Annotated in this window: 25 protein-coding genes; 15 read left to right on the forward strand and 10 right to left on the reverse strand. The window is 74.5% G+C overall.

All coding sequences use genetic code 11. The features are described from left to right. The first annotated feature begins 40 nt into the window (after positions 1 to 40). On the forward strand, positions 41 to 616 hold the full coding sequence (gene def / locus ACFPP6_RS23975; RefSeq protein ID WP_382045889.1) for a peptide deformylase: 576 nt from the start codon (positions 41 to 43) through the stop codon (positions 614 to 616). Between the two features lie 29 nt (positions 617 to 645). Here def and ACFPP6_RS23980 read toward each other — a convergent pair whose 3' ends face one another. Further along, on the reverse strand, positions 646 to 1,290 hold the full coding sequence (locus tag ACFPP6_RS23980) for a TetR/AcrR family transcriptional regulator (RefSeq protein ID WP_382045892.1): 645 nt from the start codon (positions 1,288 to 1,290) through the stop codon (positions 646 to 648). Between the two features lie 158 nt (positions 1,291 to 1,448). Between ACFPP6_RS23980 and ACFPP6_RS23985 the strand changes: the two genes are divergently transcribed. From ACFPP6_RS23985 to ACFPP6_RS24005, 5 genes are all read left to right on the forward strand, one after another. Next, a complete protein-coding gene (locus tag ACFPP6_RS23985; RefSeq protein ID WP_382045894.1) occupies positions 1,449 to 2,675 on the forward strand; it encodes an acyl-CoA dehydrogenase family protein in 1,227 nt (408 codons plus the stop codon). 47 nt (positions 2,676 to 2,722) lie between these two features. After that, positions 2,723 to 3,121, forward strand: coding sequence for a VOC family protein (locus ACFPP6_RS23990; RefSeq protein WP_382045897.1), 399 nt, complete (start codon positions 2,723 to 2,725; stop codon positions 3,119 to 3,121). A 218-nt stretch (positions 3,122 to 3,339) separates the two neighbouring features. Continuing rightward, positions 3,340 to 5,055, forward strand: a complete 1,716-nt coding sequence (locus ACFPP6_RS23995) for a sigma-70 family RNA polymerase sigma factor (RefSeq protein WP_382045900.1) — start codon at positions 3,340 to 3,342, stop codon at positions 5,053 to 5,055. Positions 5,056 to 5,186: 131 nt separating this feature from the next. Further along, complete coding sequence (locus tag ACFPP6_RS24000) at positions 5,187 to 7,175, forward strand: RICIN domain-containing protein (protein ID WP_382045903.1); 1,989 nt, start codon at positions 5,187 to 5,189, stop codon at positions 7,173 to 7,175. 110 nt (positions 7,176 to 7,285) lie between these two features. After that, positions 7,286 to 7,915 carry a hypothetical protein gene (locus ACFPP6_RS24005; protein WP_382045906.1) on the forward strand — a complete coding sequence of 210 codons (630 nt, stop codon included), beginning with the start codon at positions 7,286 to 7,288 and terminating at the stop codon, positions 7,913 to 7,915. A 9-nt stretch (positions 7,916 to 7,924) separates the two neighbouring features. On the opposite strand, the gene ACFPP6_RS24010 is transcribed toward ACFPP6_RS24005, so the two are convergent. From ACFPP6_RS24010 to ACFPP6_RS24025, 4 genes are all read right to left on the reverse strand, one after another. Then, on the reverse strand, positions 7,925 to 8,977 hold the full coding sequence (locus tag ACFPP6_RS24010; protein WP_382045908.1) for a zinc-binding dehydrogenase: 1,053 nt from the start codon (positions 8,975 to 8,977) through the stop codon (positions 7,925 to 7,927). A 14-nt stretch (positions 8,978 to 8,991) separates the two neighbouring features. Further along, positions 8,992 to 9,984, reverse strand: a complete 993-nt coding sequence (locus ACFPP6_RS24015) for an alpha/beta fold hydrolase (protein ID WP_382045911.1) — start codon at positions 9,982 to 9,984, stop codon at positions 8,992 to 8,994. A gap of 93 nt (positions 9,985 to 10,077) precedes the next feature. Continuing rightward, positions 10,078 to 10,380: a hypothetical protein gene (locus ACFPP6_RS24020; protein WP_058041490.1), complete on the reverse strand. Its 303-nt coding sequence runs from the start codon at positions 10,378 to 10,380 to the stop codon at positions 10,078 to 10,080. A 152-nt stretch (positions 10,381 to 10,532) separates the two neighbouring features. Then, a complete protein-coding gene (locus tag ACFPP6_RS24025) occupies positions 10,533 to 11,459 on the reverse strand; it encodes a phytoene/squalene synthase family protein (protein ID WP_382045915.1) in 927 nt (308 codons plus the stop codon). Positions 11,460 to 11,587: 128 nt separating this feature from the next. Between ACFPP6_RS24025 and ACFPP6_RS24030 the strand changes: the two genes are divergently transcribed. After that, entirely contained in the window at positions 11,588 to 11,989 is a 402-nt protein-coding gene (locus tag ACFPP6_RS24030; RefSeq protein WP_382045917.1) for a YunG family protein, read from the forward strand. Between the two features lie 17 nt (positions 11,990 to 12,006). On the opposite strand, the gene ACFPP6_RS24035 is transcribed toward ACFPP6_RS24030, so the two are convergent. Then, complete coding sequence (locus ACFPP6_RS24035) at positions 12,007 to 12,588, reverse strand: TetR/AcrR family transcriptional regulator (RefSeq protein ID WP_382045920.1); 582 nt, start codon at positions 12,586 to 12,588, stop codon at positions 12,007 to 12,009. 68 nt (positions 12,589 to 12,656) lie between these two features. Here ACFPP6_RS24035 and ACFPP6_RS24040 point away from each other — a divergent pair, with 68 nt between their 5' ends. The 3 genes from ACFPP6_RS24040 to ACFPP6_RS24050 all read left to right on the forward strand — a co-directional run bounded on the left by ACFPP6_RS24040 (position 12,657) and on the right by ACFPP6_RS24050 (position 14,990). Beyond that, positions 12,657 to 13,139, forward strand: coding sequence for an SRPBCC family protein (locus ACFPP6_RS24040; protein ID WP_382045923.1), 483 nt, complete (start codon positions 12,657 to 12,659; stop codon positions 13,137 to 13,139). A 93-nt stretch (positions 13,140 to 13,232) separates the two neighbouring features. Next, positions 13,233 to 14,114 (forward strand): SAM-dependent methyltransferase, encoded by an 882-nt coding sequence (locus ACFPP6_RS24045; RefSeq protein WP_382045925.1) that lies wholly within the window; start codon positions 13,233 to 13,235, stop codon positions 14,112 to 14,114. Between the two features lie 99 nt (positions 14,115 to 14,213). Next, positions 14,214 to 14,990, forward strand: coding sequence for a lysophospholipid acyltransferase family protein (locus tag ACFPP6_RS24050; RefSeq protein WP_382045928.1), 777 nt, complete (start codon positions 14,214 to 14,216; stop codon positions 14,988 to 14,990). 123 nt (positions 14,991 to 15,113) lie between these two features. Here the strand turns inward: ACFPP6_RS24050 and ACFPP6_RS24055 are convergent, their stop codons facing one another. Beyond that, complete coding sequence (locus ACFPP6_RS24055) at positions 15,114 to 15,620, reverse strand: pyridoxamine 5'-phosphate oxidase family protein (protein ID WP_382045931.1); 507 nt, start codon at positions 15,618 to 15,620, stop codon at positions 15,114 to 15,116. Between the two features lie 93 nt (positions 15,621 to 15,713). Between ACFPP6_RS24055 and ACFPP6_RS24060 the strand changes: the two genes are divergently transcribed. After that, positions 15,714 to 16,442: a hypothetical protein gene (locus tag ACFPP6_RS24060; RefSeq protein WP_382045934.1), complete on the forward strand. Its 729-nt coding sequence runs from the start codon at positions 15,714 to 15,716 to the stop codon at positions 16,440 to 16,442. A 199-nt stretch (positions 16,443 to 16,641) separates the two neighbouring features. Beyond that, a complete protein-coding gene (locus tag ACFPP6_RS24065; protein WP_382045936.1) occupies positions 16,642 to 18,042 on the forward strand; it encodes a cytochrome P450 in 1,401 nt (466 codons plus the stop codon). A 4-nt stretch (positions 18,043 to 18,046) separates the two neighbouring features. On the opposite strand, the gene ACFPP6_RS24070 is transcribed toward ACFPP6_RS24065, so the two are convergent. Beyond that, positions 18,047 to 19,228, reverse strand: a complete 1,182-nt coding sequence (locus ACFPP6_RS24070; RefSeq protein ID WP_382045939.1) for an isoaspartyl peptidase/L-asparaginase family protein — start codon at positions 19,226 to 19,228, stop codon at positions 18,047 to 18,049. 198 nt (positions 19,229 to 19,426) lie between these two features. Here ACFPP6_RS24070 and ACFPP6_RS24075 point away from each other — a divergent pair, with 198 nt between their 5' ends. Then, positions 19,427 to 21,028, forward strand: a complete 1,602-nt coding sequence (locus tag ACFPP6_RS24075) for an ABC-F family ATP-binding cassette domain-containing protein (protein WP_382045942.1) — start codon at positions 19,427 to 19,429, stop codon at positions 21,026 to 21,028. A gap of 65 nt (positions 21,029 to 21,093) precedes the next feature. Here the strand turns inward: ACFPP6_RS24075 and ACFPP6_RS24080 are convergent, their stop codons facing one another. Further along, a complete protein-coding gene (locus ACFPP6_RS24080) occupies positions 21,094 to 21,855 on the reverse strand; it encodes a class I SAM-dependent methyltransferase (RefSeq protein ID WP_382045945.1) in 762 nt (253 codons plus the stop codon). A gap of 178 nt (positions 21,856 to 22,033) precedes the next feature. On the opposite strand from ACFPP6_RS24080, the gene ACFPP6_RS24085 reads away from it, so the two are divergent. After that, the gene (locus ACFPP6_RS24085) at positions 22,034 to 22,975 is read left to right on the forward strand and encodes a peptidoglycan recognition protein family protein (protein ID WP_382045948.1); all 942 of its coding nucleotides are present in this window, start codon (positions 22,034 to 22,036) and stop codon (positions 22,973 to 22,975) included. Positions 22,976 to 23,076: 101 nt separating this feature from the next. Here the strand turns inward: ACFPP6_RS24085 and ACFPP6_RS24090 are convergent, their stop codons facing one another. Beyond that, entirely contained in the window at positions 23,077 to 23,961 is an 885-nt protein-coding gene (locus tag ACFPP6_RS24090; RefSeq protein ID WP_382045950.1) for a GNAT family N-acetyltransferase, read from the reverse strand. Positions 23,962 to 24,067: 106 nt separating this feature from the next. Here ACFPP6_RS24090 and ACFPP6_RS24095 point away from each other — a divergent pair, with 106 nt between their 5' ends. Then, complete coding sequence (locus tag ACFPP6_RS24095) at positions 24,068 to 25,735, forward strand: GMC oxidoreductase (protein ID WP_382045952.1); 1,668 nt, start codon at positions 24,068 to 24,070, stop codon at positions 25,733 to 25,735. Positions 25,736 to 25,737 lie beyond the last annotated feature (2 nt).

Below are 25,737 nucleotides of genomic sequence, written 5' to 3' on the forward strand. Positions count from 1 at the left end.
CAGGCCCGAACCGGCCGTCCACGGAACGTAGGGTTGACCCATGCGAAACGGCTCCATCCCCGGCTCTTCCGGACGCGTACGGCCCATGCGGCTGCTCGGCGACCCGGGGCTCGGCACCCCCTGCGAGGACGTCACGGACTTCGGCGACGGCCTCGCGCAGCTCGTCGAGGACATGTTCGCGACGATGTACGCCGCGGCCGGCGTGGGCCTCGCGGCCAACCAGATCGGGGTCCCGCTGCGCGTCTTCGTCTACGACTGCCCGGACGACGAGGACCGCCGCCACCTGGGCCACCTGGTCAACCCCCGGCTCGTCGAGGCCGACGGCTTCACCGTCCGCGGACCGGAGGGCTGCCTGTCCGTCCCCGGCATCGAGGCGGGCACGCCGCGCTTCGACCGCGCCGTCGTCGAGGGCTTCACCCTGGACGGCGCCCCGGCGCGCGTGACCGGCACCGGCTTCTTCGCCCGCTGCCTGCAGCACGAGTGCGACCACCTCGACGGCGGGCTCTACCTCGACCACGTGACGGGGCTGCGCCGCCGCCGGGCGCTGCGGGCCGTACGCCGTGCGCCGTGGGCGGGGCGCACGGAGGCGCAGCCGGAGCCGGCCCGTACGGCGTAGGGCGTACGGGCGGCCGGCCGCGGCACGCGTCAGAAGCCGGGGCCGCCCGGCAGGTCGCCCGAGGAGGCGAGCCGTCCCCACAGCAGGTCCGCGAGGTGGCGCACCAGGTGCTCCCGCGGGAAGGGGCGCTCGCGCAGCCACCAGTCACCGGCGGCGTGCATCATGCCGACGATGCCGTGGCCCCAGGCGCGCGACAGCTCGTCGCTGTCGGGGCCGAGGTCGACGCGCTCGGATATGACCTGGGCGAGCTCCTCGCCCATCCGCCGCAGCAGGGGAGCGGAGTGCCGCCCGACGTCGAAGCCCTGCTCGGAGGGCTGGCCCTCGTCGGCGGGGTGCATCAGGAAGCGGTAGACCTGCGGCCTGGCCTCTATGGCCGCGAGGTAGCTGTCGAGCGTCCGCTCGACGCGGTCGCGGCGCTCGGCGGGGGCGTCCAGCGCGGCCCGCAGCCCCACGAGCAGCGCGTCGGTGTGCCGGGCGGCCAGGGCGCGGTAGAGCCCGCCCTTGTCGCCGAAGTGCCGGTAGAGGATGGGCTTGGTGATGCCCGCCTCGGCCGCGATGGCGTTCATCGACGCACCGGGGCCCTCCCGCAGCACGACCCGGTCCGCCGCCTCGAGCAGCTCCTTGCGGCGGCGCTCCGCCGCATGCTGCTGGTCCTCCCGCTGACTGGTTTCCATATGACCTGCCTCCCCGCCCCTGTGATTCCTGACGCCTGCGCAACGTAACACCCGCTCCACCCAGCGAATCCGGGAGGCGGGACGGTTGACACTACTACCGGTCGGTAACATACTCATGTTACCGCGAGTAAGGGTCGCCGGCAGGGGTGGGAGACGCCATGGCCGAATTCACGATGGAGCTCAACGAGGACCAGCGGGGGGTGCGCGACTGGATCCACGGCTTCGCGGCCGAGGTGATGCGCCCGGCTGCCGCCGAGTGGGACGAGCGCGAGGAATTCCCCTGGCCGGTCGTCCAGGAGGCCGCCCGCATCGGGCTGTACTCGCTCGACTTCTACGCCCAGCAGTTCTTCGACCCCACCGGCCTCGGCATCCCCATGGCCATGGAGGAGCTCTTCTGGGGCGACGCCGGCCTCGGCCTCGCCATCACCGGGACCGGGCTCGCCGCCATCGGCGTCCTCACCAACGGCACCGAGGAGCAGATCGGCACCTGGCTCCCGCAGATGTACGGCGACGCCGGCGATGTGAAGATCGCCGCCTTCTGCTCCTCCGAGCCGGACGCGGGCTCGGACGTCTCGGCCATGCGCACCCGCGCCGTCCACGACGAGGCCAAGGACGAATGGGTCCTCGACGGGACGAAGACCTGGGCGACGAACGGCGGCATCGCGAACGTGCACGTCGTCGTCGCGGTCGTCGACCCCGGGCTCGGCGCGCGCGGCCACGCCTCCTTCGTCGTCCCGCCGGGCACCCCGGGGCTCTCCCAGGGGCAGAAGTTCAAGAAGCACGGCATCCGCGCCTCGCACACCGCCGAGGTCGTCCTCGACGGCGTCCGCCTGCCCGGCCACTGCCTCCTCGGCGGCAAGGACAAGCTGGACGAGCGCCTGGCCCGCGCCCGCGAGCGCGTGCGCACCGGCGGTGCCCGTACGCACAACGCAGCCATGGCCACCTTCGAGGCCTCCCGCCCCACGGTCGGCGCCCAGGCCGTCGGCATCGCCCGCGCCGCGTACGAAGTGGCGCTCGACTACGCCCAGACGCGCCACCAGTTCGGCCGGCCCGTCATCGACAACCAGGGCGTCGCCTTCCAGCTCGCCGACATGCGCACCCGCATCGACGCGGCCCGGCTGCTGGTGTGGCGCGCCTCCTGGATGGCCACCGCGGGCAAGCCCTTCACCGCGGCGGAGGGCTCGATGTCCAAGCTCTTCGCGGGCGAGACGGCGAAGGCCGTCACGGCCCAGGCCATGCAGATCCTCGGCGGGAACGGCTACACGCGCGAGTATCCGGTGGAACGCATGCACCGGGATGCCGCCATTTACACCATTTTTGAGGGCACGAGCGAGATCCAGCGGCTGGTGATCGCCCGTACGATCTCCGACGTGCCGATCCGGTGAGCCCCGGGCCGGCCGGACCGACCGACTGACCGCCGGGGGCGTGGCGCGTGCTTCACCATCTCGAACTGTGGGTGCCCGACCTGCAGCGCGCCGAGAAGAGCTTCGGCTGGCTCCTCGGCGCCCTGGGCTACGCGCCCCACCAGCACTGGGAGAACGGCCGCAGCTGGCGGCTCGGCGCCTTCTACCTCGTCGTCGAGCAGTCGCCCGCGCTCGCGGCCGGCACCCACGAGCGGTGCCGGCCGGGCATGAACCACGTCGCCTTCCCCGTGGAGGGCCGGGCGGCCGTCGACGCGCTCGTGGAGGAGGCCCCGGAGCACGGCTGGCGGCTGATGTTCCCGGACCGGCACCCTTTCGCCGGCGGGCCCGCCCACTACGCCGCGTACCTGGAGAACGAGGACGGCTTCGAGGCCGAACTCGTCGCCGTGGAGGCCGTGGAGCCGTCCTGACGGCCGTCCCCATCGTCTATTACCGGCTCCGTACGGCCCCGAACGGGGCTGCGGACCGGGTCCCCGCCGGGGTGTGAGCGCCCGTCATACCCGCCTCGGCAAAAAAGATTCCGCCGAACCGCAGATTTTTCTGTTATCCGCCGCACGCCCCCAGGTCTCCCATGCGTAAGGCCGCTGATGCGGTGGAGCGGGAACCGCGGAAAGAGGGTGGGCGGAACGTGAACTTGGACAGCACGGCCGGACTGGTCGAGGCGGCGCGCGGCGGGGACGACGCCGCGCAGGACCAGCTGGTCGCGGCCTGCCTGCCGTTGGTCTACAACATCGTCGGCCGCGCCCTGAACGGGCACGCGGACGTCGACGACGTCGTGCAGGAGACGATGATCCGGATGGTTGGCGGCCTGCACGCCCTGCGGGACCCCGAAGGGTTCCGCTCGTGGCTCGTCGCGATCACGATGAACCAGATACGCAGCCACTGGCGCAAGGAGCTCAAGGACCGCAAGGACGCGCCGTCCGGCGGCCTGCAGGAGGTCGGCGAAGCCGCCGCCTCCGAGCCCGACTTCGTCGAGTGGTCGATCATCCGCCTCGGTCTGCAGGGACAGCGCAGACAGGCCGCGCAGGCCACGCGCTGGCTCGACGGCGACGACCAGGTCGTCATGGCGCTGTGGTGGCAGGAGGCCGCGGGCGAGCTGAGCCGCGCCGAGGTCGCCGCGGCCCTGGGGCGCTCGCCGCAGTACACCGCCGTCCGGGTCCAGCGCACCAAGGCCCAGCTGGAGACCGCCCGCGTCGTCGTCCGGGCGCTCGCCACGGACCCGCGCTGCCCCGAGCTCACGGACGTCCTCGGCGACTGGGACGGCGCGCCGAGCCCGCTGTGGCGCAAGCGCATCGCCCGGCACGCGCGCGGCTGCGCGGAGTGCGGCGGGCACTGGTCCGCGCTCGTGCCCGCGGAAGGGCTGCTGGCCGGCCTCGGGCTCGTCCCCGTCGGCGCCGCCCTCCTCGCCCGGGTGAACGCAGCGGTCCCGGGCGGCCCCATGACGGCCTGCGCCGCCAACACTCCCGCCACTACTCCCGCCACCGCTCCCGGCGGCGTCGCCGCCGGGAGTCCGGAGCCGTCGGCGGAAGCGGCACCGACCGGGCAGCCGGCGCCGGGCACCCCCGCCGACCTCGGGCGCCTGGCGCGCCGGGCCGTCGTCGCCGCCGGTGTCGTGGCCGTCGTCGTGGGCGGCACGCTGGGCGGCCCGCACCTCTTCAACGCCGCGCCCGAGAGCGCCCGTCCGCAGGCCCCCGGCAGCCCGGTCCAGGTCGTCCCCGTCACCGCCGGCGACCCCGCGCCGACCGGGCCGGAGCGCACCGACGCCACGGCTGTCGCCCGTTCCGACACCGACGGCCGCGCTCCCGTGCGCGCCTCCGCCCCCGCCGCGCCGTCGGCCCCGGCACCCGCGGCCGCGACTCCCGCCGCGGCCGAGAGCCCCTCCGGGCCCGCCGCCGAGAAGCCGGCCGGCCCGAGCGCGACGCCCGCCGGCGCCGGAGCCACGCCCCGGCGGACACCGCCGCCGGCCGCCCCGGGCGCGGGCCCCGCCCAGGAGGTCGTCCGCATCGTCAACACCGAGCGCGCCAAGGCCGGATGCGGGCCCGTGCGCTTCAGCGCCGAGCTCGTCGCCGTCGCCCGGCGCCACACCGACGACACCGCCTCGCGCACCCCCGCCGGCCAGTGGTCCGCCTCCGCCCGCCGGGCGGTCGTGCCCGGCCACCACTGGAGCTCGTACGGGGTGAACGCCGCCACCGGGCAGAGCAGCGCCTCCGCCGTCGTGTCCGTGTGGATGAACGACCCCGGACACCGCCGGACCATCCTCAACTGCGCCTACACGGAGCTGGGCGTCGGCGTCTCCTTCGCCTACGACGGCCCGCGCTGGATGCAGGTCTTCGCGGCGCGCTGAGCGCAGCCGCCCCTGAACCACCCCCTCCGCCGGGCGGGCCGACGCCGCGCCCGGCCGTTCCCCAACCCCCACCGATAGGAACTCCTTTGCCGCGCAAACACTCTCGCCGCCGCAGCAGAACCGGTCGCCGCGTGATACTCACGGCGGCCGCGGCCGCCGCGGCCGCCGGTATCGCCTTCGGCGTCCTGAACACCGGATCCGCCACCCCCACCCCGGGCCCGCGGCCCGAGGCGGCGAACGCCCCCGCCGCGCAGCCGGTGCACAAGAAGCCGCCCGCCCCCCTCACCTCCACGCCCCCGGCCGACAAGCAACGCGGCCTCGTCTACGACGGCCTCAAGCCCGCCCCCAAGGGCGACCGCTGCGTCGGCGTCTACAGCGTCTCGCGGGCCGGCCTGTGCACCCACGGCCCCGACGCCCCGCCCAAGGGCGTCGACATCACCAAGGACACCCCGCCCGTGGCGGGGAAGACGGCCGCCCCCTCCTCCCTGACCGGTGACGGCGGCCAGGCCCCCTCGGCCTCCGAGGCCCTGGGCGGAGCGCCGTCCGTGATCGACGCCCGCCGCGGCGGCGTGGCCGCGGCCGCAGCCGCCCCGGGCCCCGGCGCACCCGCGAACCCGCAGGCCGGCTCCGGCTCCAAGGTCGTCTGCGAGGGCGACGGTTCGACCGGCAACCGCGTCCAGGTGCTGTACGTCCACGCGCCCGGCCGCGACCGGTTCGGCCAGTACGCGGCCTCCTTCAAGCAGTGGGCCGCCGAGACCGACGTCATCTACAACGCCAGCGCCAAGGAGACCGGCGGCGAGCGGCACGTCCGCTACGTCACCGAGGCCGACTGCACCGCCTCCGTCCTGAACGTCGAGGTCTCCGCGGGCGACCTGCAGGAGTTCGGGGCCATGAACAACGCCCTGGCCGCCAAGGGCTTCAACCGCCGCGACCGCAAGTACATGGTCTTCGCCGACGCCCAGGTCTACTGCGGCATCGGTACCTTCAACGGCGACGAACGGCCCGGCCCGGACAACCTCAGCAACTTCGGCCCGTCCTACGGCCGTACGGACTCCGGCTGCTGGGGCGGCAGCACCCCCGCCCACGAACTCGGCCACAACCTCGGCGCCGTCAACAACAGCGCCCCGCACACCAGCAGGGCGGCGCACTGCGTCGACGAGTGGGACATCATGTGCTACTCGGACGCCCCGCACTACCCCAGGATGCAGGTCCTGTGCCCCGAGCGCACCGGGGACCAGCGCCTGGACTGCGGCCACGACGACTACTTCCACACCTCGCCCAAGCCCGGCAGCTACCTGGCCACCCACTGGAACATCGCCAACAACCGCTTCCTGATGGCGGGCGGCGGCACCACGAACCCCGACCCCGGCCCCACGCCGACCCGCACCCCCGACCCGACGCGGCCGCCGACGGCCGGGCCCGACGCCCGGGTCAGCCAGATCACCCCGAACTCGGCCGTCGTCAGCTGGCCGAAGGTTCCCTCGGCCACCGGCTACGACCTGCTGGTCAACGGGAAGAAGACGGCCGACGTCAAGGACGCCGTCGTCCGCCTCACGGGCCTGGCCCCCGGCACCTCCTACAAGGTCGCCGTCGCCGCGCGCGGCGCCGACGGCAAGGCCTCCGCACCGGGCCGCGCCGCGTCCTTCCGCACCCTCTCCACCGACGGCGGCTCCCCGACCCGGCCGGGCACCCCGTACGTGATGGTCAACGGCCTCACCGGTGAGGCCCTCGACCTGTGGGGCGGCTCCGCGGCGGACGGCACCGTGGCCATCGCCTACCAGCGCCACGGCTACGCCAACCAGCAGTGGTCCTTCGAGAACGCCGGTGGCGGCGCGCTGCGCGTGAAGTCGGTCCAGAGCGGCAAGTGCCTCCAGCCGGGCGGCGGAGACCGGCCCGTGGCAGGCCAGTACGTGGCCCAGCAGCCCTGCCGGGACACCGCCGCGCAGAAGTGGCGGCTGAACGCCGCCGGCGGCGGGTCGTACGTCCTGCAGCCCGAGGGCTCGTCCCTGGTGCTCGGCATCAGCAAGCGCTCGTACTACGGCGGCCGCCTGCTCGAACTCCAGCAGAAGAACGACCAGGGATACCAGAACTGGACCCTGTCGAAGGCCGCCTCCTCCTGACGGCCCCGCTCCGAACCGGGCCGGCGACCACTGCTTTCCCTTCCCCCACCGGCGGTCGCCGGCCCCTTCTGCCCCGCCCCTCCCCACACCCCCCCCGAGGAACCGCCACGATGAAGCTGCGCCCCACCACCCTGGCCCCGGCGCTCGGATGCGCCGCCCTGCTCGTCCTGGGCACGCCCGGAACGGCCGCCGCGCACGGCGACACCATCCACTTCGCCGTCGGCGGCGAGCAGCAGGGCGGCCACGTACGGACCGTGGCGACCTGGGAGAACGACGGCGACCCCGTCGACGAGCACGTCGCAGGCACCCTGACGGCCACCGGCCCGGACGGGCGCACCGCAGGCCCGTGGCAGCTCGTGGCCGCCGAGGGCGGGAAGGGGGCCTACACCACCCGCGAGGCCCTGCCGGAGGGCACGTGGAAGGTCGTCGTCCACTGCGGCTTCCCGGACCTCGGCCACGGGGAGGGGACGGTCACGGTAGCGGCCGGGACCGCGGAGGCCGGGCACGGCCCCGCTCCGGCCGGGAGCGCCGCCGCGCCGGAGCGGTCCGCGCCGGCCGGCCCGGCGGCCGCCCGGCGGGAAGCGGCGCCCCGGGAGGCCGAGGAGGCCGCGCAGGCTCCCGCGTCCTCCTCCCGTACCGGCCTCGTCGCGGGCGCCTGTGCGGCCGTCGCCGTGGCGGCGGCCGCCGCGGTGTTCCTGCTGCGGGCCAGGCGCTCGCGGAAGGCCGCCGTCACCAGGTGAGGGGCGGCATCACGGGGTGAGGACCAGCCGGACCGGGTCGCCCTCCTTCTTGCGGAGCCGCTCGACTCCGGCTGCGGCCTCCGCCAGCGGCAGGGTGCCGCTGATGGAGCGGCCGAGGTCGAGGCGGCCCAGGCGGGCGAGGGTGACCAGCTCGTCGACGTGCCCGGGCTCCGAGCCGTAGTGCCCCAGGATCTGCTGGTGCCGGACGCTGAAGGCGATGCTGTTGCCGATCGTCAGCGGCCCGGGGCCGAGGCCGACCAGGACCAGGCGGCCGTCCGCCGCCAGACAGCCGACGGCCTGCTCGCGCACGGCCGGAACGCCGGCCGTGTCGAGCGCGAGGTCCAGCCCGTGGCCGTCGGTCGCCGCCAGGATCCGCGCGCGCAAGCCGGGGTCGGCGGGGTCGAGGGCGAGGTCGGCGCCGAAGTCGAGCGCCCGCCGCCGGGCGGCCTCCAGGGGGTCGACGGCGATGACCGGCGCGGCCCCGACGAGGCGCAGCAGCTGCACGGCGTGCGCGCCGAGGCCGCCCGCGCCCCACACGCCCGCCGGCCGGGCGGGGCGGGCCCGCCCCGTCAGGGTGATCGCGGACCATGGCGTGGAGACGGCGTCCGGGATGATCGCGGCCTGCTCGAACGGCAGGTCGTCGGGGAGGGCGACCAGCGTGTGGTGACCGGCCAGGGCGTACTCGGCCCAGCCGCCGTCGTAGTCCACGCCGCGGGTCAGCAGGCGCAGGCACGGTGCGGTGAAGCGCTCGCAGGAGCGGCAGGTGCCGCAGCGCTCGCCCGCCTGCAGCAGGACGCGGCGGCCCACGGTCCACTCCGGCGGAACGCCGGGGCCCAGGGCGTCGACGACGCCGGCGGTCTCGTGGCCGAGCGTGATCTTGTCGGCCTGTGTATGGACGGGCTTGAGGCTGCCGTCGATGAGGTGCACGTCGGACAGGCAGATGCCGGAGGCCTCGACCTTGACGCGGACCTGCCCCGGCCCCGGCCGGGGGACGGGTATCTCCTCGACGGCGAAGGCGCCGGAGCGCAGGTCGAGTCGTCCGGCGAGCATCGTGTCACTCATGGCAGGGCCTCCGGCTACGCGTTCGGGGACGGCAGGGACGACAGGAACCCGAGGAGCTCGGCGTTGACTTCGTCCGGGCGCTCCTGCTGCGTCCAGTGACCGCAGCCCGGCAGGGTCACGCTGCGGCGCAGCCCCGGCACCGTCTCCTCCAGGGAGGCCAGCAGCCGCTCCATGCCGGGGAAGGCCCGGACGGGATCGCGGTCGCCCCCCACGTACAGCGCGGGAACCTCGATGCGGAGGCCGTCGAAGGGCGCGAGGAGCTCCCAGTTCCGGTCGAGGTTGCGGTACCAGTTCAGGCCGCCGGTGAAGGCGCGGTCGCCGTGCGCGGAGAACTCGCGCACGAAGACGTCCACGTCCTCCTCGGTGAACCAGCCCGGCAGCTCCTCCGGCTCCGCCATCGTCTCCAGCAGCGTGCGGCCGGCCGGGACGACCCACGGGCGCGGCGGGTCGGTCTGCGCGCTGTCGCCCGAGCCGCTGAACAGGATCCGGCGGAACGACGTCGCCGGATCCCGCGCCAACTCCGCGTCCGCGACGCCGGGTTCCTGGAAGTAGAGCTGGTAGAAGCCGTCGCCGAATACGGAGCGCAGCGCCGGCAGCGGCGCCGCCGGGCCGTGCGGCTGCGGCGGCACGCTCAGGCCGGCCACGCCGCGGACGACGTCGGGCCGCAGCAGCGCCGTGGTCCAGGCGACCGGCGCGCCCCAGTCGTGCCCGACGACCACCGCGCTCTCCTCGCCGAGTGCGTGGATCAGGGCGATGACGTCACCGGCGAGGTGCAGCACGCTGTACGCGCCGGTGTCGTCCGGCTGTTCGCTGCGTGCGTACCCGCGCTGATCGACCGCGACGACCCGGTACCCGGCTCCGGCCAGCGGCCCGAACTGGTGCCGCCAGGAGTACCAGCACTCCGGGAAGCCGTGCAGCAGGACGACCAGGGGGCCGCGCCCCTGCTCGGCGATGTGCAGCGTTACTCCGTTGACCTCGACGAAGCGGTGCTCGACCGAGCTGGTCATGGTGTCCTCCCGGGGGCGTCACGCCGACGTACTCCACAGTAGGGGGCGGCTTCCCCGCGGCGGAGGAGATGTTGACCACTCGGCCGGTCCGCCTCAGCCGTCGGGGTTGGCCTCCAGACAGGTCAGTTCGATGTCGTCGATGATGGCCTCGTTCGTCTGGCCCTTCAGGTGCGCGACGTTCTCGATACCGACCGCCATCCACCCCGACAGGCTCATGACGAGCACCCGCAGCCCGTCCGTACCGTGCTTGGCGAGTACCCGGTCCGCCACCTTGAGCGCCTCTTCGGGCACCCGTTCCGCCGGTTCGAGGCCGACGATGGTGCGCATCAGCCCGATGGTGGTGTGCGAGATCTCCGGTGCGATCGCCCGCAGCCTCCGGTCCTCTTCCTCGTCCACGTGTCCTCGATTCGTCCGTCAGCCGGTCACGTTCAAGCACCCTAGGTGGCCGTGCGCGGCGACCGCAGCCCGAACACCAACGGGTGATCGCCGCTACGGGTGAATCGTGGTCAAGAAGCTCTCAAGTCGCCCCGGTGGTGCTCGGAACGCACTCAGAGGGCGAGCCGCCGGGCGGTCCGCGCGCGGCCGCGCTCCCGGAGGAGCACCCGCAGGGCGGCGCCGGCCGAAGGGCGCGCCGGCCCCCGCAGCAGACTGCAGCCCTTCGCCTCCGCGGCGTCCGCGGTGAGCACTTCCAGCTCCACCATCGCCCGCACGAACGGACGGTCGACCGGCGAGGTGAGCCCGGCCAGGCGGCGGGCGTCCAGCAGGTCGTGGCGCGCGCGGCCCAACTGACCGGCCAGGAGCGCCCGTACGGCCGGGGTGTCGCGCGCCGACTCCAGGTCGTCGCGGGAGACGCCGTGCTCCTCCAGGGTCTCCCGGGGGAGGGCCAGGCGCCCGCCCTCCAGGTCCACGGCAAGATCGTTGACGAAGTCCAGGCGCTGGCTGCCGTCGATGTACGAACGGCAGGCGGCACGGTACGCGCCGGGGTCGGTGCCCGGGTCGAGCAGGCCGGCGACGAGCATGAACGCCGGCAGCGAGTAGGCGTCGACGTAGTCCTGGTAGGAGCCTTCCGTCGCGAACCCGTCGAAGTCGAGATCGGCCGGCGCGGTCTTGAGGAAGTCCTCGACGGCTCCGGCGAGCCCGGGGTGCGTGGCGACCGTGTGGACCAGTGACCGGATCACCGGATCGTCCGCCCGCCCGCCGGTCAGGGCCTCGCGCACGTCCTTTTCCCACTCGGCGTAGGCGGAGGTGCGCTCGGTCCGGGTGCCGCCGTTGTCGAGCGTGTTGTCCGTGTGGTGCATGAACGCGGTCATGGCGACGACGTGCGGGACGGTCGCCGCGGGCAGCAGCAGCCGGACGGCCACGTACGCGTGGCGCCGGTAGCGCGAGACGAGGGCGCGCTGCCGGGTGTAGTCGTCGCGCAGTTGCCGGTCGTGGACGCCGGCGGCGTCGAGTGCCTTGTCCCACGTGCTGTTCATGGATCCCTGTTTCCTTCGGCTGGTTCGGGCCGCTGCGGGCCACGGAGGACTGTACGTCCTGGGCGCCGCCGGACGCCGATGCGCCTTTCCACCCGGCACTGTCAGTGGTCACTGACAGGATGCGCGGCATGGAACCGTGGCTTCTCACCGACATCGAACGCGCCGTCCGCAGCAGCTGGGACGCCGACACGTGCACCCCCGAGTACCGCTCGCGCTGGACCCCGGACAATCCGGCGCGCGACCAGTGCGGTGTCACTGCGATGGTCCTCAACGACCTGCTGGGCGGGGAGCTCATCCGGGGCGAGGTGCGCGTCGACGGCGTGCAGACCGACTTCCACTGGTGGAACCGGCTCGGCGAGGGCGTGGAGATCGACCTCACCCGCGAGCAGTTCGCCCCCGAAGAGATCGTCACCGGCGGCCTGGTCGTACCGCGCCCGCCCGAGATCAAGCGCCTCCGCGAGGAGTACGAGCTCCTGCGCGAGCGCGTCCTGGAGAAGCTGCGGACGGGCGCGGCCGCGGCCGCGCACTAGGCGCACGGCAGGAGTGCTCAGACGAGGAGTGCCGCTGTGCACTCCTCGGCCAGCTCCTCCGCGTGGCCGGGGAGGGCCTCGCCCGCCCGCAGGTGACGGCGGACCAGCGAGAGCGGCAGGTCGATCACGGCGACGGAGACGCGTTCCAGGGCGGCGGGGTCCTCGGCGCCGAGGGCCGCGGCCAGGCGGGCGACGGCGGCCCGCACCCGCCGGTGGCCGCGCTCGGCGCGCCCGGCCTGCTCGCCGGGCCACTCGGCGCGCCCGAAGTCCCGGGCCCCGTAGAGCAGGAGGGCGGCCTCTTCCGGATGGGCGCGGCTCCAGGCGACGACGTGGCGCGCCGCCGCGCTCCCGGCCCGCCGGGGGTCGGCCTCCCCTTCGAGGGCGGCGAACCAGCCCTCCTGGAAGCGTTCGACCGTGCGCAGCCACACCTCGGCCAGCAGCACGGTCCGCCCGGCGAAGCGGTGGTACACCGAACCGCTCGGAGCCCCCACCTCCTTGGCGACCGCGGACATCGTCACGCCGGCCGGTCCCGACGCCGCGGCCAGCCGTACGGCGGCGTCGAGGAGCTGGTCGAGGTCGAAACGGGGTGGTCGGGCCATGAGTTGGAGAGTACTCTCCATAATATTAGAGGGGCACCTCTATATTGCTTCCGGGAGACGGAGGATCCATGGACGTCCACAACGTGCACGAGCGCCTGCTGCCCGTGGCCGAGCACGAGGCGGGGGCGCTGATCGACTCCCTCGCGAGCGACGGCGACCGGCTGTGGCCGCGCGGACCCTGGCCGCCCATGACCTTCGACCGGCCCCTCGGGCCGGGGGCGGCCGGCGGCCACGGCCCCGTCCGCTACACCGTCGCCGCCTACGTCCCCGCCACGTGGGTCCGCTTCGCCTTCACCGGGCCGCGCGGCTTCCACGGCTTCCACGAGTACGCCGCCCTGCCCGCCGGAGACGGGCACACCGTCCTGCGCCACACCCTCTCCATGAGCGCCCGCGGCCCGGCCCGCTTCACCTGGCCGCTCCTGTGGCGCCCGCTCCACGACGCGTGCCTGGAGGACAGCCTCGACCTGGCCGAACGCGCCTGCACGGGGGCGGTGGCCAAGCCCGCACGCTGGAGCCCGTACGTCAGGTTGCTGCGGGCCCTGGTCCGCTGACGCGACCCGATCATGGCTGGTTCGTCCCTGTGTCCGCCACCGTGCGGGGGGTGAGGCTGATCCCGACCGGTCCTGCGGGCGAAAGGAGCACCTGTGCACCAGGAAGCGAACCAGGAAGCGGATCAGGAAGCGAATCAGGAAGCGAATCAGGAAGCGAACGAGGAGGCGACGCGCAGCTACTACGACTCCGGCGACGTGGACGCCTTCTACGACGCGGTCTGGGGCGGCGAGGACATTCACACCGGCATCTACACCCGCCCCGGCGAGCCGATAGCCGAGGCCTCCCGCCGCACCGTCGAGCGGGTCGCCGACCGGCTCGCGGGCAGCCTCGGCCCCGGCGGCACCGTCATCGACCTCGGCTCCGGATACGGGGGGACCGCCCGCCGGCTCGCCGAGCGCTTCGGCTGCCGCGTCGTCGCCCTCAACCTCAGCGCCGCCCAGAACGAACGGCACCGCGCCGTCAACGCCGAGCGCGGCCTCGACGGTCTCGTCGAGGTCGTCACCGGGTCCTTCCACGACATACCGTTCCCCGACGGCCGCTTCGACGCCGTGTGCTCCCTGGAGGCCTTCTGCCACAGCGGTGACCGGCCGAAGGTGCTGAGCGAGGCGGCCCGCGTGCTCAAGCCCGGGGGCGTGCTGGCCTTCACCGACCTCATGGCCGCCGAGGACGCCCCCGCGGAGGCGCTGCGCCCGGCCGTCTCCCGCCTCGGCGTGGACGCCCTGGCCACCGTGTCCTTCTACCGCGACCGGCTCGCCGGCCTCGGCCTGTCCGGCGTCGGATTCGACGACCACAGTGGCCAACTGGTCAACCATTATGTGCGGCTGACCGAGGAGACGGCGGCGCGCGCGGCGGAGCTCGGCGGGCGCATCGGCGCCGCCTACCTCGGCCACCTGCAGGAGAACCTGCCCGTATGGGTGGACGCCGCGCGCCGCGGCCTGCTGCGGTGGGGCGTCCTGCACGCACGCCGTCCGTAATCAACCGGCCACGGTCTGGCTCAATCGGCCTTCTCCCCCTGATCCATACCCGCGAGTAGCGTGCCCGGGCGCGGGGGTCTCTGGGAGAAGGGCGTTTGCATGTTCTATTGCGCGTTCAAGGCCGTGGTGCTGGTACCGCTGCTGCGGTGGCTCTTCCGGCCGAGGGTGGAGGGGCTGGGGAGGGTCCCGCAGCACGGCGCGGCCATCGTCGCGGGCAACCACCAGTCGTTCACCGACCAGTTCCTGATGGGCGTGACCCTCCGGCGCCGGATCAGCTTCCTCGCCAAGCAGGAGTACTTCACCGGGCGCGGCCTCAAGGGCAGGCTCGCCGCCGCCTTCTTCCGCGGCCTCGGCGCGATACCCGTCGACCGCTCCGGCCGCGGCGCGGGACAGGCCGCCGTCGAGGAGGGCGTGAAGGTGCTCGGCCGCGGCGAACTCCTCGGCATCTTCCCCGAGGGCACGCGCTCGCACGACGGACGGCTGTACAAGGGCAAGGTCGGCGTCGCCGAGATGGCGATCCGCTCCGGCGCGCCCGTCGTGCCGTGCGCGATGATCGGCACGTTCGAGGCCCAGCCCGCGGGGCGGCGCATGCCCCGCCTGGTGCCCGTCACGGTCCGCTTCGGCGAACCCCTGGACTTCTCCCGCTACGCGGGCATGGCGGACCAGCGGCACGTGCTGCGCGCGGTCACCGACGAGATCATGTACGCGATCCTGAAGCTGTCGGAGCAGGAGTACGTCGACGTGTACGCCGTCGAGGCCAGGGCCCGGCTGAGCGCCCTCGGCTCCGGCCCGGCCGGCGCCGAGGTCCTGGGGGGCACGCGGTTCGCTCCCGGCCCGGACCGCGCGGCTCCCGGGGAGGACCGCACCGCGGCGTAGCGGCCGCACGCCCGTGGGGACGGGCGCGCCGGGCGGCCGGCAGGAGCTCCGCCGGACCACCCGGCCGCGCCCTCCGTCACCGCTGCCACCCGTCCCCCCGGCGAGCCCGTCACCGTCCGCCGCTCAGACGAGCCACTCGCCGTCGCGCATCAAGTGGCGGCCGCGGAGCTCGGGTTCCTCGTGCCACGCCTGCACGGCGCGCGGCACCACCTTGAAGTAGGCGTACGCGTCACCCTGCTTGCGGGGGTCCCAGCCGGAGTGCAGGGCGAAGGCGTCGGCTGCCGTGGCCGGCACCTCCTGAGCGCCGTACGTCTCCACGTCGCCGTCGATGAGGACGACGTCGCGCGTGTGCCCGAGGGCGAGCCGGGCCCGGCCGCCGTCCCGGAGGTTGCGGCCCGTCGGGTTGGCCGGCCGGGTCGCCATCCAGATCGCCTCCCCGTCCCACAGGAACCACAACGGCACCAGGTACGGCACCCCGTCGGCGCCGGCCGAGGCGACCCAGATGTCCAGCTCCCGCCCCAGCCGCTCCAGGACGTCCCGCTTGCGCTGTGCTCCGCTGCGGATTCCGGGGCTTCCCGGGTCCCGTGCCGCGTCCGGGCCATGCCCGGCCGTCTGCTGTTCGATCTTCATGTCCGGACGCTACCCGCGCGGGCTCGCGTGCGCCTCGGGCCGCGGCCGTAGGGCCGTCGACCGACCCGCCCCGGGCCCGTAGGCTGCCCGCTCATGAACGACGACGTGCGCAACATCGTGCTGGGACTGGTCGCCAGCGGGATCAGCGCCGCCGCGGGCTGGTTCGTCCGGACCCTGCTGTGGCGGCGCCAACTCCGGTGCAAGCAGATCTTCTTCGGCCTGCCGGCGGGCTCGGAGTGCCTGCTGGTGGTCAACCAGGACCCGAGCACGAACGGCTGGGGCGTCGCGCGGCACGACGCCTTCGCGCTGCTGGAGATATCCGCGCTGATCAAGGAGTGCGGGGCGCACGCGGACATCGTGGTGCACGACGCCGCCCGCCAGGGGATCGGCGTGCGCACCGAGTTCTGCGTCGGCGGGCCCGTGTCGAACCGGCGCACCGAGGCCCACCTGCGCTCGCTGCTGCCCGGCGTCGCGGTGGCCACCGGCCACGGCGGGCCGGAGGAGGGCGCGCTCACCGTCGGCGGCGAGACGTACCGGGTGGACAAGGGGACGGCCGAGTACGTCCTGCTCGCCCGGCTGACCGGGCCCGGCGGCAGCCGGCCGGTCTTCCTCGCCTCCGGCCAGCGCAGCGTCACCAACCAGGCGGCCATAAGGTACCTGGCCCGGCACCACAAACAGCTCGCCCACCGTTACGGGCTCGACGGCACGTTCTGCCTCCTGCTGAAGGTCGTGAACTCGGACGCCTACGGGCCGGACATGGTGGAGCTGGTCTCCGACGTCACCGCGGCGGCCACCACCCCCGCGCCGTCTCCCGCCCGCTGACCGCAGGCCTGTTCCCCAGCCCCCTTTCCCAGCCTCCTTCCCGGCCCCCGTTCTGCGCCGGGGGCTCACCCGATCCGGCGGCGCGGGCGGTGCGGCGGTTCCTTCCGCGGGGGCGGCTTCGCTACGGTGGCCGTGCCCTGCTGCCGCGACGACGCCGTGCCCGGAAGCGGATCCGGGCGCAGATCCTGGAGGCACGTCCATGGCGACCCGCCACCCCGACCGGTCGCCCGCGGAGCCCGGCCTGCGGGCGGGGGGCGCGCCGGGGGCCCGGCCCCTGGCAGGGCACCTGCCCGCCTTCTTGAGGTCGCCGCTCGGCTTCCTCGACGCGCTGCCCCGGTACGGGGACCTCGTCGAGGTCCGCATCGGCCGCCGGCCGGTGTTCATGCTCTGCCACCCCGACCTCGTGCGCCGGGTCCTGACCGACGACCGGACCTACGACCGCGAGGGGCCCTCGTACCGGAGCTCCCGCCGCGCGATGGGCAACGGCCTGGCGACCTGCCCCCATGCCGAGCACCGCACGCAGCGCCGGCTGATGCAGCCCGCCTTCCGCCCGGACCACCTGGCCCGGTACGCGACGGTCATGCGGCAGACGATCGGCGAGGCCGTGGACGGCTGGCGCCACGGGCAGCGGGTCGACCTCGGCGGCGAGCTGTTCGCGCTGGCCACCAAGACCGCCGTGCGGGCGCTCTTCGACGCCGACCTGCGGCCCGCCGAGGGCCGGGATCTGCACGAGGCCCCGGACACCTTCCTCAAGGGCATCTACCGGCAGACGCTCCTGCCGTGGGCCGCCGGGCTGCCCACCCCCGGCAACCGCCGCTACGGGCGGGCGCTGGCCCACTGGCAGGCGTACACCGCGCGCCTCGTCGAGACCCGCCGCGCGCGCCCGGAGGCCGGCGGCAGCGGGGACGTGCCCAAGGACGTCCTCTCCCACCTGCTCTCCACCCGTCTGCCCGACGGGACTCCGGTCGCCGGAGACGCCGTCCACGACCAGTGCACCGCGCTCGTCCTCGCAGGCTCCGAGACCACCGCCTCCGCGCTCGCCTGGTCCTGCCACCTCCTGTCGCACCACCGCGACGTCGCGGAAGAGCTCCACGCCGAGGCGCACGGGGTCCTGCGGGGACGGACCGCCACCCAGGAGGACCTGCCCCGGCTTCCGCTGACCGGGCGGGTCGTCACCGAGTCCCTGCGCCTGTACCCGCCGGCGTGGCTGATCCCGCGGGTGACCACCACGGAGACGGAGCCGGCGGGCCGGCGCCTGCCGGCGGGCACCATGGTGGTGTTCAGCCCGTACGTCGTCCACCGCCGTGGCGACCTCTACCCCGAACCCGGGCGGTTCCGGCCCGGCCGCTGGGCGGAGGAGGACGTTCCGGCCGGTGGCCCCGCAGCCGACCGGAACGCATCACTCCGTGCCTACGTGCCGTTCGGGCTCGGCGCCCACCGCTGCATCGGGGAGTCCTTCGCCCTGACCGAGGCGACGATGGCGCTGGCGACGATCGCCGCCCGCTGGAGGCTGCAGGCCGTTCCCGGCGCCGCCGTCCGCCCGGCGGCCAGGGCCGTGCTCGCTCCCGAGCGCCTGCCCATGTACCTGTACGCGCGGTGAGCCGTCACCGGCCGGTGCGCGACTCGTCGGGGAAGATCTTCGTGACGATCTCGCCGCCGGCCGTCAGATAGCCGTAGAGCATGCCCTCGCTGCTGTGCGGGGCGGCGAGCACCCCGTCGGGTCCCAGTGCGATCACGCCGCCCGTGCCGCCCAGCCGGGTGAGCCGCTCGTGCACGACTTCATGGGCGGCCGCGGCCACGTCCCTGCCGCCGAACTCGATCAGGTGCGAGACGGTGGACGTCGCGGCACCGCGGATGAACACCTCGCCGTGCCCGGTCGCACTCGCCGCGACCGTTCCGTTCTTCGCGTACGTCCCCGCCCCCACGAGCGGGGAGTCGCCCACCCGGCCGGCCATCTTGTTGGTCATCCCGCCCGTGGACGTCGCGGCGGCGAGGTCGTGCTTGCGGTCGACGGCCACGGCGCCGACCGTACCCATCGCGGACTCGCCGACGGCTTCGGCGCCGACGGCCCTCCCGCCGGTGGTTCTCCCGTCGGCGGCCTTCTCGTCGGCGGCCTTCCCGCTCGCCGACGGCGAAGTCCCGCCCCTGCTCTTCTCCTTGGCCTTCATGAGGCTGTCCCAGCGGGCCTGGGTCCAGTAGTAGTCCTGGGTGACCGCCGGCAGGCCGTTGCGCACGGCGAAGCCGTCGGCGCCCTCGCCCGTCAGCAGCACGTGCGGCGTCCGCTCCATCACGAGGCGGGCGGCGGAGACGGGGTTGCGCACGTGGCGGACGCCGGCCACGGCACCGGCCGCCAGGTCCGAGCCGCGCATGACCGACGCGTCCAGCTCATGCCCCGCGTCCTCGGTGAACACCGCCCCCTTGCCCGCGTTGAACAGGGCGTTGTCCTCCAGCGACCGCACGGCCGCCTCGACCGCGGCCACGCTGCCGCCGCCGTCCCGCAGGACCTTCCGGCCGGCGCGCAGGGCGTCGGCCAGCCCGTCGCGGTAGGCCTTCTCCGTGCGGGCGTCGGTGTCCTCCCGCCGCAACGCCGTACCGGCGCCGCCGTGCACGGCCAGCACCACGCCGGTCGCCTCCGGCCGGGGAGCGGTCCCACGGGCGGGGCCGGCGGCCGCCGCGGCGGCGCCTTCCGGCCGGGCAGAGGGCTGCGACAGCGCGGGCAGTGCCACCGCGACCGCCACCAGGGCGGTGATTACGGGAAGGATCCAGAGTCTCGAACGCATGCGCATGGGCCTCTCTCCTTCGCTTTCGCGATCCGGGCTCGCTGCACGGGGCGCTCGCGGGTCCGGGCGCGCACGTAAATCCGGATGCGCACGCCGCGCTCGCGCGGCTACCCTCGGCCCCATGTCCACGCCCCGCATTTCTTAGCTCAAGGACCCGACTCCACGCCACCCGTGTGTCCTTGAGCTGTTCCGGAGCGTAATCCCATGATCACCGTTCGCGGTGCCGGCATCCGTGCCGGCGCCCGCCTCCTGCTGTCCGACGTCTCCTTCCACATCGCCCCCGGCGACCGCATCGGCCTGGTCGGCCGCAACGGCGCCGGCAAGACGACCCTGATGAGGACCCTGGCCGGCGAGCTCCGGCCCGCCGCCGGAGACGTCACCGTCACCGGCTCCCTCGGCTACCTCCCGCAGGACGCCCGAGCCGCCGACCCCGCCACCCTCCTCACCGACCGGATCCTCTCCGCCCGCGGCCTGGACCGGGCCGTCCGCGCGCTCCGGGCCGCCGAGGACGCCATGGCAACGGCCGGCGGCGAGGCCGCCCAGAAGCGGGCCATGGCCGCGTACGCCCGGGCCGAGGCCGACTTCCAGGCCCGGGGCGGATACGCCGCCGAGGCCGAGGCCGCCCGCGTCGCCGCCGGCGTGGGGCTGCCCGCCCGCAGCATGGGCGAACCGCTGGGCGTCCTGTCCGGCGGGCAGCGGCGGCGGGCCGAACTGGCCCGCATCCTCTTCGCCGGCCACGGCACCCTGCTGCTCGACGAGCCGACCAACCACCTGGACGCCGACGCGACCGCCTGGCTGCGCACCTTCCTGACCGCCCATCAAGGCGGGCTGGTGCTCATCAGCCACGACACCGGCCTGCTGGCCGACACCGTCAACCGCGTCTTCCACCTCGATGCGCACCGCGCCACCGTCGACGTCCACAACACCGGCTGGAGCGCGTACCTGGCCCGGCGCGCGGCCGACGAGCGGCGCCGCACCCGGGAACGGGCGAACGCCGAACGCAAGGCGGCCGCGCTGCGCACCCAGGCGGACCGGATGCGCGCGAACGTCGCGACCGCCGTCGCGGCGAAGAACATGGTGCGCCGCGCCGACCGGATGCTCGCCGCCCTCGAACCGGCCCGCCGGACGGAGCGGACGGCCCGGATCCGGCTGCCCGAGCCCGCCCCCTGCGGGCGCACCCCCCTCGGAGCCGTCAGCCTCGTCAAGTCCTACGGCGGCCGGAGTGTCCTCGGCGGCGTCGACCTCGCCGTCGACCGGGGCAGCCGCCTCGCCGTCCTCGGCCTCAACGGCGCCGGCAAGACCACGCTGCTGAAGATCCTCGCCGGGCGCGAGGCCCCCGACAGCGGCCGCGTCGTCCACGGCCACGGCCTGCGCCTCGGCTACTTCGCCCAGGAGCACGAGACGCTCGACCCCGCGCTGACGGTGCGGCAGAACCTGGCCGCGGCCGCGCCCCACCTCGGTGACGGGGAGGCCCGGCACGTGCTCGGAGCCTTCCTCTTCGGCGGCGACGACGCCGGCAAGCCGGCCGGGGTGCTCTCCGGAGGCGAGAGGACCAGGCTCGCCCTGGCCGGCCTGGTGCACTCCGGCGCCAACGTGCTGCTGCTGGACGAGCCGACCAACAACCTCGACCCGGCCTCGCGCGACGAGGTCCTCGGCGCGCTCGGCGCCTACCCCGGCGCCCTCGTGATGGTGACGCACGACGAGGGCGCCGTCGAGGCGCTGCGCCCGGACCGGGTCCTCCTGCTGCCGGACGGCACGGAGGACCTGTGGGACGACGGCTACCTGGATCTGGTGTCCTCGGCCTGAAACCGGCCGGCGGGCCGCGCGGCGGGAGGCCGCGCGGCCCGCCGGCCGGGTCACGGGCTTGCGGGTCACACGGGCTTTCGGGCCTCGATGAGGAAGCGCGCCGAGTGGGCGACGAAAGGGCCTTCGGCCGTGATGCGGTCGTGCAGCTCGCGCAGCCGGCCGCGGTACCGGTCGACGGTGAAGTCCGGGACCATCCAGATCACCTTCCGCAGGAAGTAGATCACCGCGCCGACGTCGCGGAACTCCATCCGCAGGGTCTCGGCGCGCAGGTCGACGACGCCGAGCCCCGCGGCCTCCGCCTCCCGCCGCTCGTCGTCGGGGTGGCGCCTGCGCCGCACCTCCTCCGGCTGCGGGCCCAGGAAGTACTCGACCAGTTCGAAGGCGCTGGCCGGGCCCACGTGCTGCGCGAGGTAGGTGCCGCCCGGCCGGAGCACCCGGGCGATCTCCTCCCACCACACGGTCGCCGGGTGACGGCTGGTCACGAGGTCGAACGCCTCGTCGGCGAAGGGCAGGGGAGGCTCGTCGGCATCGGCGACCACGACCGCCCCGAGGGGATGCAGCAGCCTCGTCGCCTTGGCGACGTTGGGCGGCCAGGACTCCGTGGCCACCATCGTGCGGGGCAGCTTCCGCGCGCCGGCGAGGACCTCCCCGCCGCCCGTCTGGATGTCGAGGGCCGCGTCCGCGAGGGCCAGGCGCTCGCTCATGGTGCGCTGATAGCCCCAGGAGGGACGCTCCTCGGTGGCCCGGCCGTCCAGCCAGGAGAAGTCCCAGCCGGCCACGGGGGCGGCCTCGGCCTCGGCCACCAGGTCGTCAAAGCTTCGTGACATATCAGAAGTAATACCGCAAAGAGCATCAATAGTCTCCGGGGTTTCCGGAGCGGCATTCACCACCGGAGGCACTCGTTCCCGGTGGCGCACGGCATGGGAACGGGCATACCGCGAACAGACGTGCGTGTCGCCGTGCGGTGCGGCGCGCACCCCCACCCCCCAGCCCCGAGGAGTCGTGATGGCCTGGTACCCGGGCGCCACGAAGATGGAGCTCCAGCCGGAGTCGGACGACCAGCCGGCGATCCGGCCCACCCAGTTCATCCTGCACAGCGTCGGCGCGCCGTGGACCGCGCGCCGCCTCTACGAGTTCTGGCGCGACAGCACCAACCTCGAGTCGCACTTCGGCCTCGGCTACGGAGGCGACCTCGCGCAGTACATCGGCACCCAGACCCGCGCCGACGCCAACTACCGGGCCAACCTGCGCCCGGACGGCAGCGGGGCGGTGAGCATCGAGACCGCCTCCAACCTGGAGCACACCGACCCGTGGACCGACCGGCAGGTCGACAGACTCGTCGAGGTCGGGGTGTGGCTGCACCAGTACCACGGCCTGCCGTTACGGGTCTGCCGCTCCTGGGACGAACCCGGCTACGGCTACCACCGGTTGTTCCCGCAGTGGTCCTCGGGCGGCACGGCCTGCCCGGGCGACGCCCGCGTGGGGCAGTTCCACGACGTGGTCTTCCCCGCCATCGCGGCCCGGGCCTCCGGCAGGCCCGCCGACCCGCAGCCGGGCGGGGCGGCGCCGCGGACGCTCGGCGAGTACACCGACGCGCAGACCGCGCTCGTCCCCGGCGTGTGGACGACGCTCTCGGTCAACGGCCGGACCCTGATCAGCGGCGCGAAGGCGTACACGGCCACGGTCTTCCTGACCGTGACCGTTCCGGCGGGCAGCACGCTCCAGGGCCGCTTCTACCACCAGCGGGCGGACGGCTCCCGCTGGAACGGCCCGATCGTCGAGCGCATCGCGACGGTGGGCGCCTCCTTCGTCGACTTCACCCACCACGGGTCCGTCTCCGAAGGGGAGACCGTCCGCTTCGAGGCGTGCTACGACCCGCCGGCGCCGGGCGTGCGAGACCCGGGCACGGTCTCCACTTCGCGGGCGCGCGGCCTGTACTGGGCCTGATCCGGCGGCGGGAGCCGGTTGCGGAGAGCCGAGCCGGGTCGGGCCCGCGGCGTCCCGGGGTCACTCGTGCGCGCCCTGGGGCGGGGCCCGCACGTCCTGGGTCAGGCCCGCGGCGCCTCCGGCTCGGCGGGCTCGGCGATCAGTGCCGTGCCCGCGCGGCGGAAGCCTGCCCGGGCGTAGATCCGGGCCACGTCGTCGTCGCCGGCGGAGAGGAAGACGGTCTCCGCGCCCCGCGACCGCGCGTCGGCGACGAGGGCCGCGGTGACCGCGAGGCCCAGGCCCTGCCGGCGCACGGCGGGCAGCGTCCCGATGCCGACCAGTTCGGTGACCGCGCCGACGGGCTGGTGCATGCCCGAACACAGGGCCGTGTCCCCGCGGACGGCCGCGGCGGCCACCGTCAGGCCCGCGCGGATGCGCGCCGCCAGGCGGTCCGCCGTGCCGTCCCGGGCGGCGAGCCGCTCCGCCGCCGCCAGCTCCTCGGTGCCCGTGGTGCCCACCGCGGTGCCGAGCTGGGAGAAGGCGAGCGGGCCGAGGGCCACCGCACTCGGCAGCGCGGGGTCGTCCGGGCCGAGCAGCCGCACGGCCAGGCCCTCGGGCAGCGCCGCCGCGGCCGTGGTGCCGCCCGGTTCGAGCACCATCAGGGGGTGCTCGTGCACGGTCAGCCCCGCCTCCTCGGCGGCCGCCCGCAGCGCGGGCGTCGTCTCGGCCACCCACTCGAAGCTTTCCGGAAGGCCGAGTTCGCGCTGGCGGGCCCGCACCCGCAGCACGTCGGCGGCGCTCACCGGCCGCCCGGCGCCGGCCGGGCCCAGGGAGGGCCGGGCGTAGTACGGCCAGCCCCCGCCCTCGCGGACGAACAAGGTGAGCGGGCCGAAGTCCTCGGCCCGGGCGGCGCTGCGCGGCACGCTGTCGTAATAGCCCTCCAGCCGGTCGAGCAGCCCGGGGCCGGGGGAGTCGGAGGTGTGCGCGGAAGAGTCGGCAGGGATCACGACAGGCATCCAACACGCGCCGCGCGCCCCGCCGCCACCCCATTTCACCGCCTCCGGTCACGCACACCCTGTGACTGCCTGCTGACCCACTGCTACCTTTGGTGCGGTGTCGAAGAGACCGGATCACGCCACCGGGGCCGGAAGCGTCTCCCTGTCGCGGCGCCGTCTGCTGGGCTGGACCGCCTTCGGCGCCGCCTCTCTCACGGGGGCGACCACGATCACGGCTGCGGCCGGACCACGGCCGTCCGCGGCGGGCCCGGTCGGCAGCGGCGCCTTCGTGCCGGCCGTGGTCGTCGGCACCGGCTACGGGGCGGCCGTCACCGCGCTGCGGCTGGGGGAGGCCGGCATCGGGACGCTGATGCTGGAGATGGGGCAGCTGTGGAACCGGCCCGGGCCGGACGGCAAGGTCTTCTGCGGGATGCTCGACCCCGACCGGCGCTCCACCTGGTTCAAGAACCGCACCGAGGCGCCGATCGCCTCCTTCCTCTGGCTCGATGTCGTCAACCGCCCGGTCCAGCCGTACGCCGGCGTCCTCGACCGCGTGAACTTCGGTGGGATGGGGGTGTACGTGGGGCGCGGGGTGGGCGGCGGCTCGCTCGTCAACGGCGGCATCGCCGCGACGCCCCGGCGCTCCTACTTCGGGGAAGTGCTCCCGCAGGTGGACGCCGGCGAGATGTACGGCCGTCACTTCCCGCGCGCCCTCGCGATGCTCAGGGCGAACGAGATCGCCGCGGACTGGTTCGAGCGGACGGAGTGGTACCGCTTCGCCCGGGTCGCGCGCGAGGCGGCCACGAAGGCGGGGATGAGAACGAGGTTCGTCCCCAACGCCTACGACTTCGCCTACATGCGGCGCGAGGCCTCGGGCGAGGTGCCGAGGTCCGCGCTGGCCGCCGAGGTCATGTACGGCAACAACCACGGCAAGCAGAGCCTGGACAAGACCTACCTCGCCGCCGCCCTCGGCACCGGCAAGGTCACCATCGAGACCCTGCACCGCGTCACGAAGGTCCGCCGCGAGAAGGACGGCACGTACGTGCTGACCGCCGAGCCGATCGACGCGGAGGGGCGGCGGCTCGCACCCAAGGAGATCGGCTGCCGCTACCTCTTCCTCGGCGCCGGCAGCCTCGGCTCCACGGAGCTGCTCGTCCGGGCCCGCGACACCGGCACCCTGCCGGACCTCGGCGTGGAAGTGGGCGCGGGCTGGGGGCCGAACGGCAACGTCATGGCCGGCCGTGCCAACACGCTGCTGCACCCCACGGGCGCCCGCCAGTCGGCCATCGCCGCGACGTGCATCGACGACTGGGACGATCCGGCGGCGCCCGTCTTCGCCGACGTCGCCCCGCTGCCCGCGGGCTTCGAGACCGGGATCAGCATGTACCTGGCCGTCACCAGGAACCCCGAGCGCGGCACGTTCGTGCACGACAGCGCCACGGACCGCGTACGGCTGCGCTGGGAGCGGGAGCAGAACGCCCCCGCCGTCGCCGCGGCGAAGTCCTTCCTCGACCGGATGAACAGGGCGAACGGCACCGACTACCGCTACGACCTCTTCGGCCCGCGCCCCAAGGCCTTCGGGGACGACTTCTGCTACCACCCGCTCGGCGGCTGCGTCCTGGGCCGGGCCACCGACGCCTACGGGCGGGTCGCCGGGTACCGGCACCTGTACGTGAACGACGGGGCGCTGATCCCGGGCTCCATCGGGGTGAACCCGTTCGTGACCATCACGGCGCTGGCCGAGCGGAACGTCGAACGGGTCCTCGCCGAGGACATCGCGCGGTAGGC

The organism is Streptomyces aureoversilis, from assembly GCF_042657885.1.
GTDB lineage: Bacteria > Actinomycetota > Actinomycetes > Streptomycetales > Streptomycetaceae > Streptomyces > Streptomyces aureoversilis.

Coding starts and splice junctions, on each gene's coding strand:
- ACFPP6_RS24080 (WP_382045945.1), bottom strand. CDS start 21,855: ATGTCACGAAGCTTTGACGACCTGGTGGCCGAGGCCGAGGCCGCCCCC.
- ACFPP6_RS23985 (WP_382045894.1), top strand. CDS start 1,449: ATGGCCGAATTCACGATGGAGCTCAACGAGGACCAGCGGGGGGTGCGC.
- ACFPP6_RS24010 (WP_382045908.1), bottom strand. CDS start 8,977: ATGAGTGACACGATGCTCGCCGGACGACTCGACCTGCGCTCCGGCGCC.
- ACFPP6_RS24075 (WP_382045942.1), top strand. CDS start 19,427: ATGATCACCGTTCGCGGTGCCGGCATCCGTGCCGGCGCCCGCCTCCTG.
- ACFPP6_RS24025 (WP_382045915.1), bottom strand. CDS start 11,459: ATGAACAGCACGTGGGACAAGGCACTCGACGCCGCCGGCGTCCACGAC.
- ACFPP6_RS24035 (WP_382045920.1), bottom strand. CDS start 12,588: ATGGCCCGACCACCCCGTTTCGACCTCGACCAGCTCCTCGACGCCGCC.
- ACFPP6_RS24065 (WP_382045936.1), top strand. CDS start 16,642: ATGGCGACCCGCCACCCCGACCGGTCGCCCGCGGAGCCCGGCCTGCGG.
- ACFPP6_RS24040 (WP_382045923.1), top strand. CDS start 12,657: ATGGACGTCCACAACGTGCACGAGCGCCTGCTGCCCGTGGCCGAGCAC.
- ACFPP6_RS24005 (WP_382045906.1), top strand. CDS start 7,286: ATGAAGCTGCGCCCCACCACCCTGGCCCCGGCGCTCGGATGCGCCGCC.
- ACFPP6_RS24015 (WP_382045911.1), bottom strand. CDS start 9,984: ATGACCAGCTCGGTCGAGCACCGCTTCGTCGAGGTCAACGGAGTAACG.
- ACFPP6_RS24030 (WP_382045917.1), top strand. CDS start 11,588: ATGGAACCGTGGCTTCTCACCGACATCGAACGCGCCGTCCGCAGCAGC.
- ACFPP6_RS23980 (WP_382045892.1), bottom strand. CDS start 1,290: ATGGAAACCAGTCAGCGGGAGGACCAGCAGCATGCGGCGGAGCGCCGC.
- ACFPP6_RS24060 (WP_382045934.1), top strand. CDS start 15,714: ATGAACGACGACGTGCGCAACATCGTGCTGGGACTGGTCGCCAGCGGG.
- def (WP_382045889.1), top strand. CDS start 41: ATGCGAAACGGCTCCATCCCCGGCTCTTCCGGACGCGTACGGCCCATG.
- ACFPP6_RS24050 (WP_382045928.1), top strand. CDS start 14,214: ATGTTCTATTGCGCGTTCAAGGCCGTGGTGCTGGTACCGCTGCTGCGG.
- ACFPP6_RS24055 (WP_382045931.1), bottom strand. CDS start 15,620: ATGAAGATCGAACAGCAGACGGCCGGGCATGGCCCGGACGCGGCACGG.
- ACFPP6_RS24085 (WP_382045948.1), top strand. CDS start 22,034: ATGGCCTGGTACCCGGGCGCCACGAAGATGGAGCTCCAGCCGGAGTCG.
- ACFPP6_RS24070 (WP_382045939.1), bottom strand. CDS start 19,228: ATGCGCATGCGTTCGAGACTCTGGATCCTTCCCGTAATCACCGCCCTG.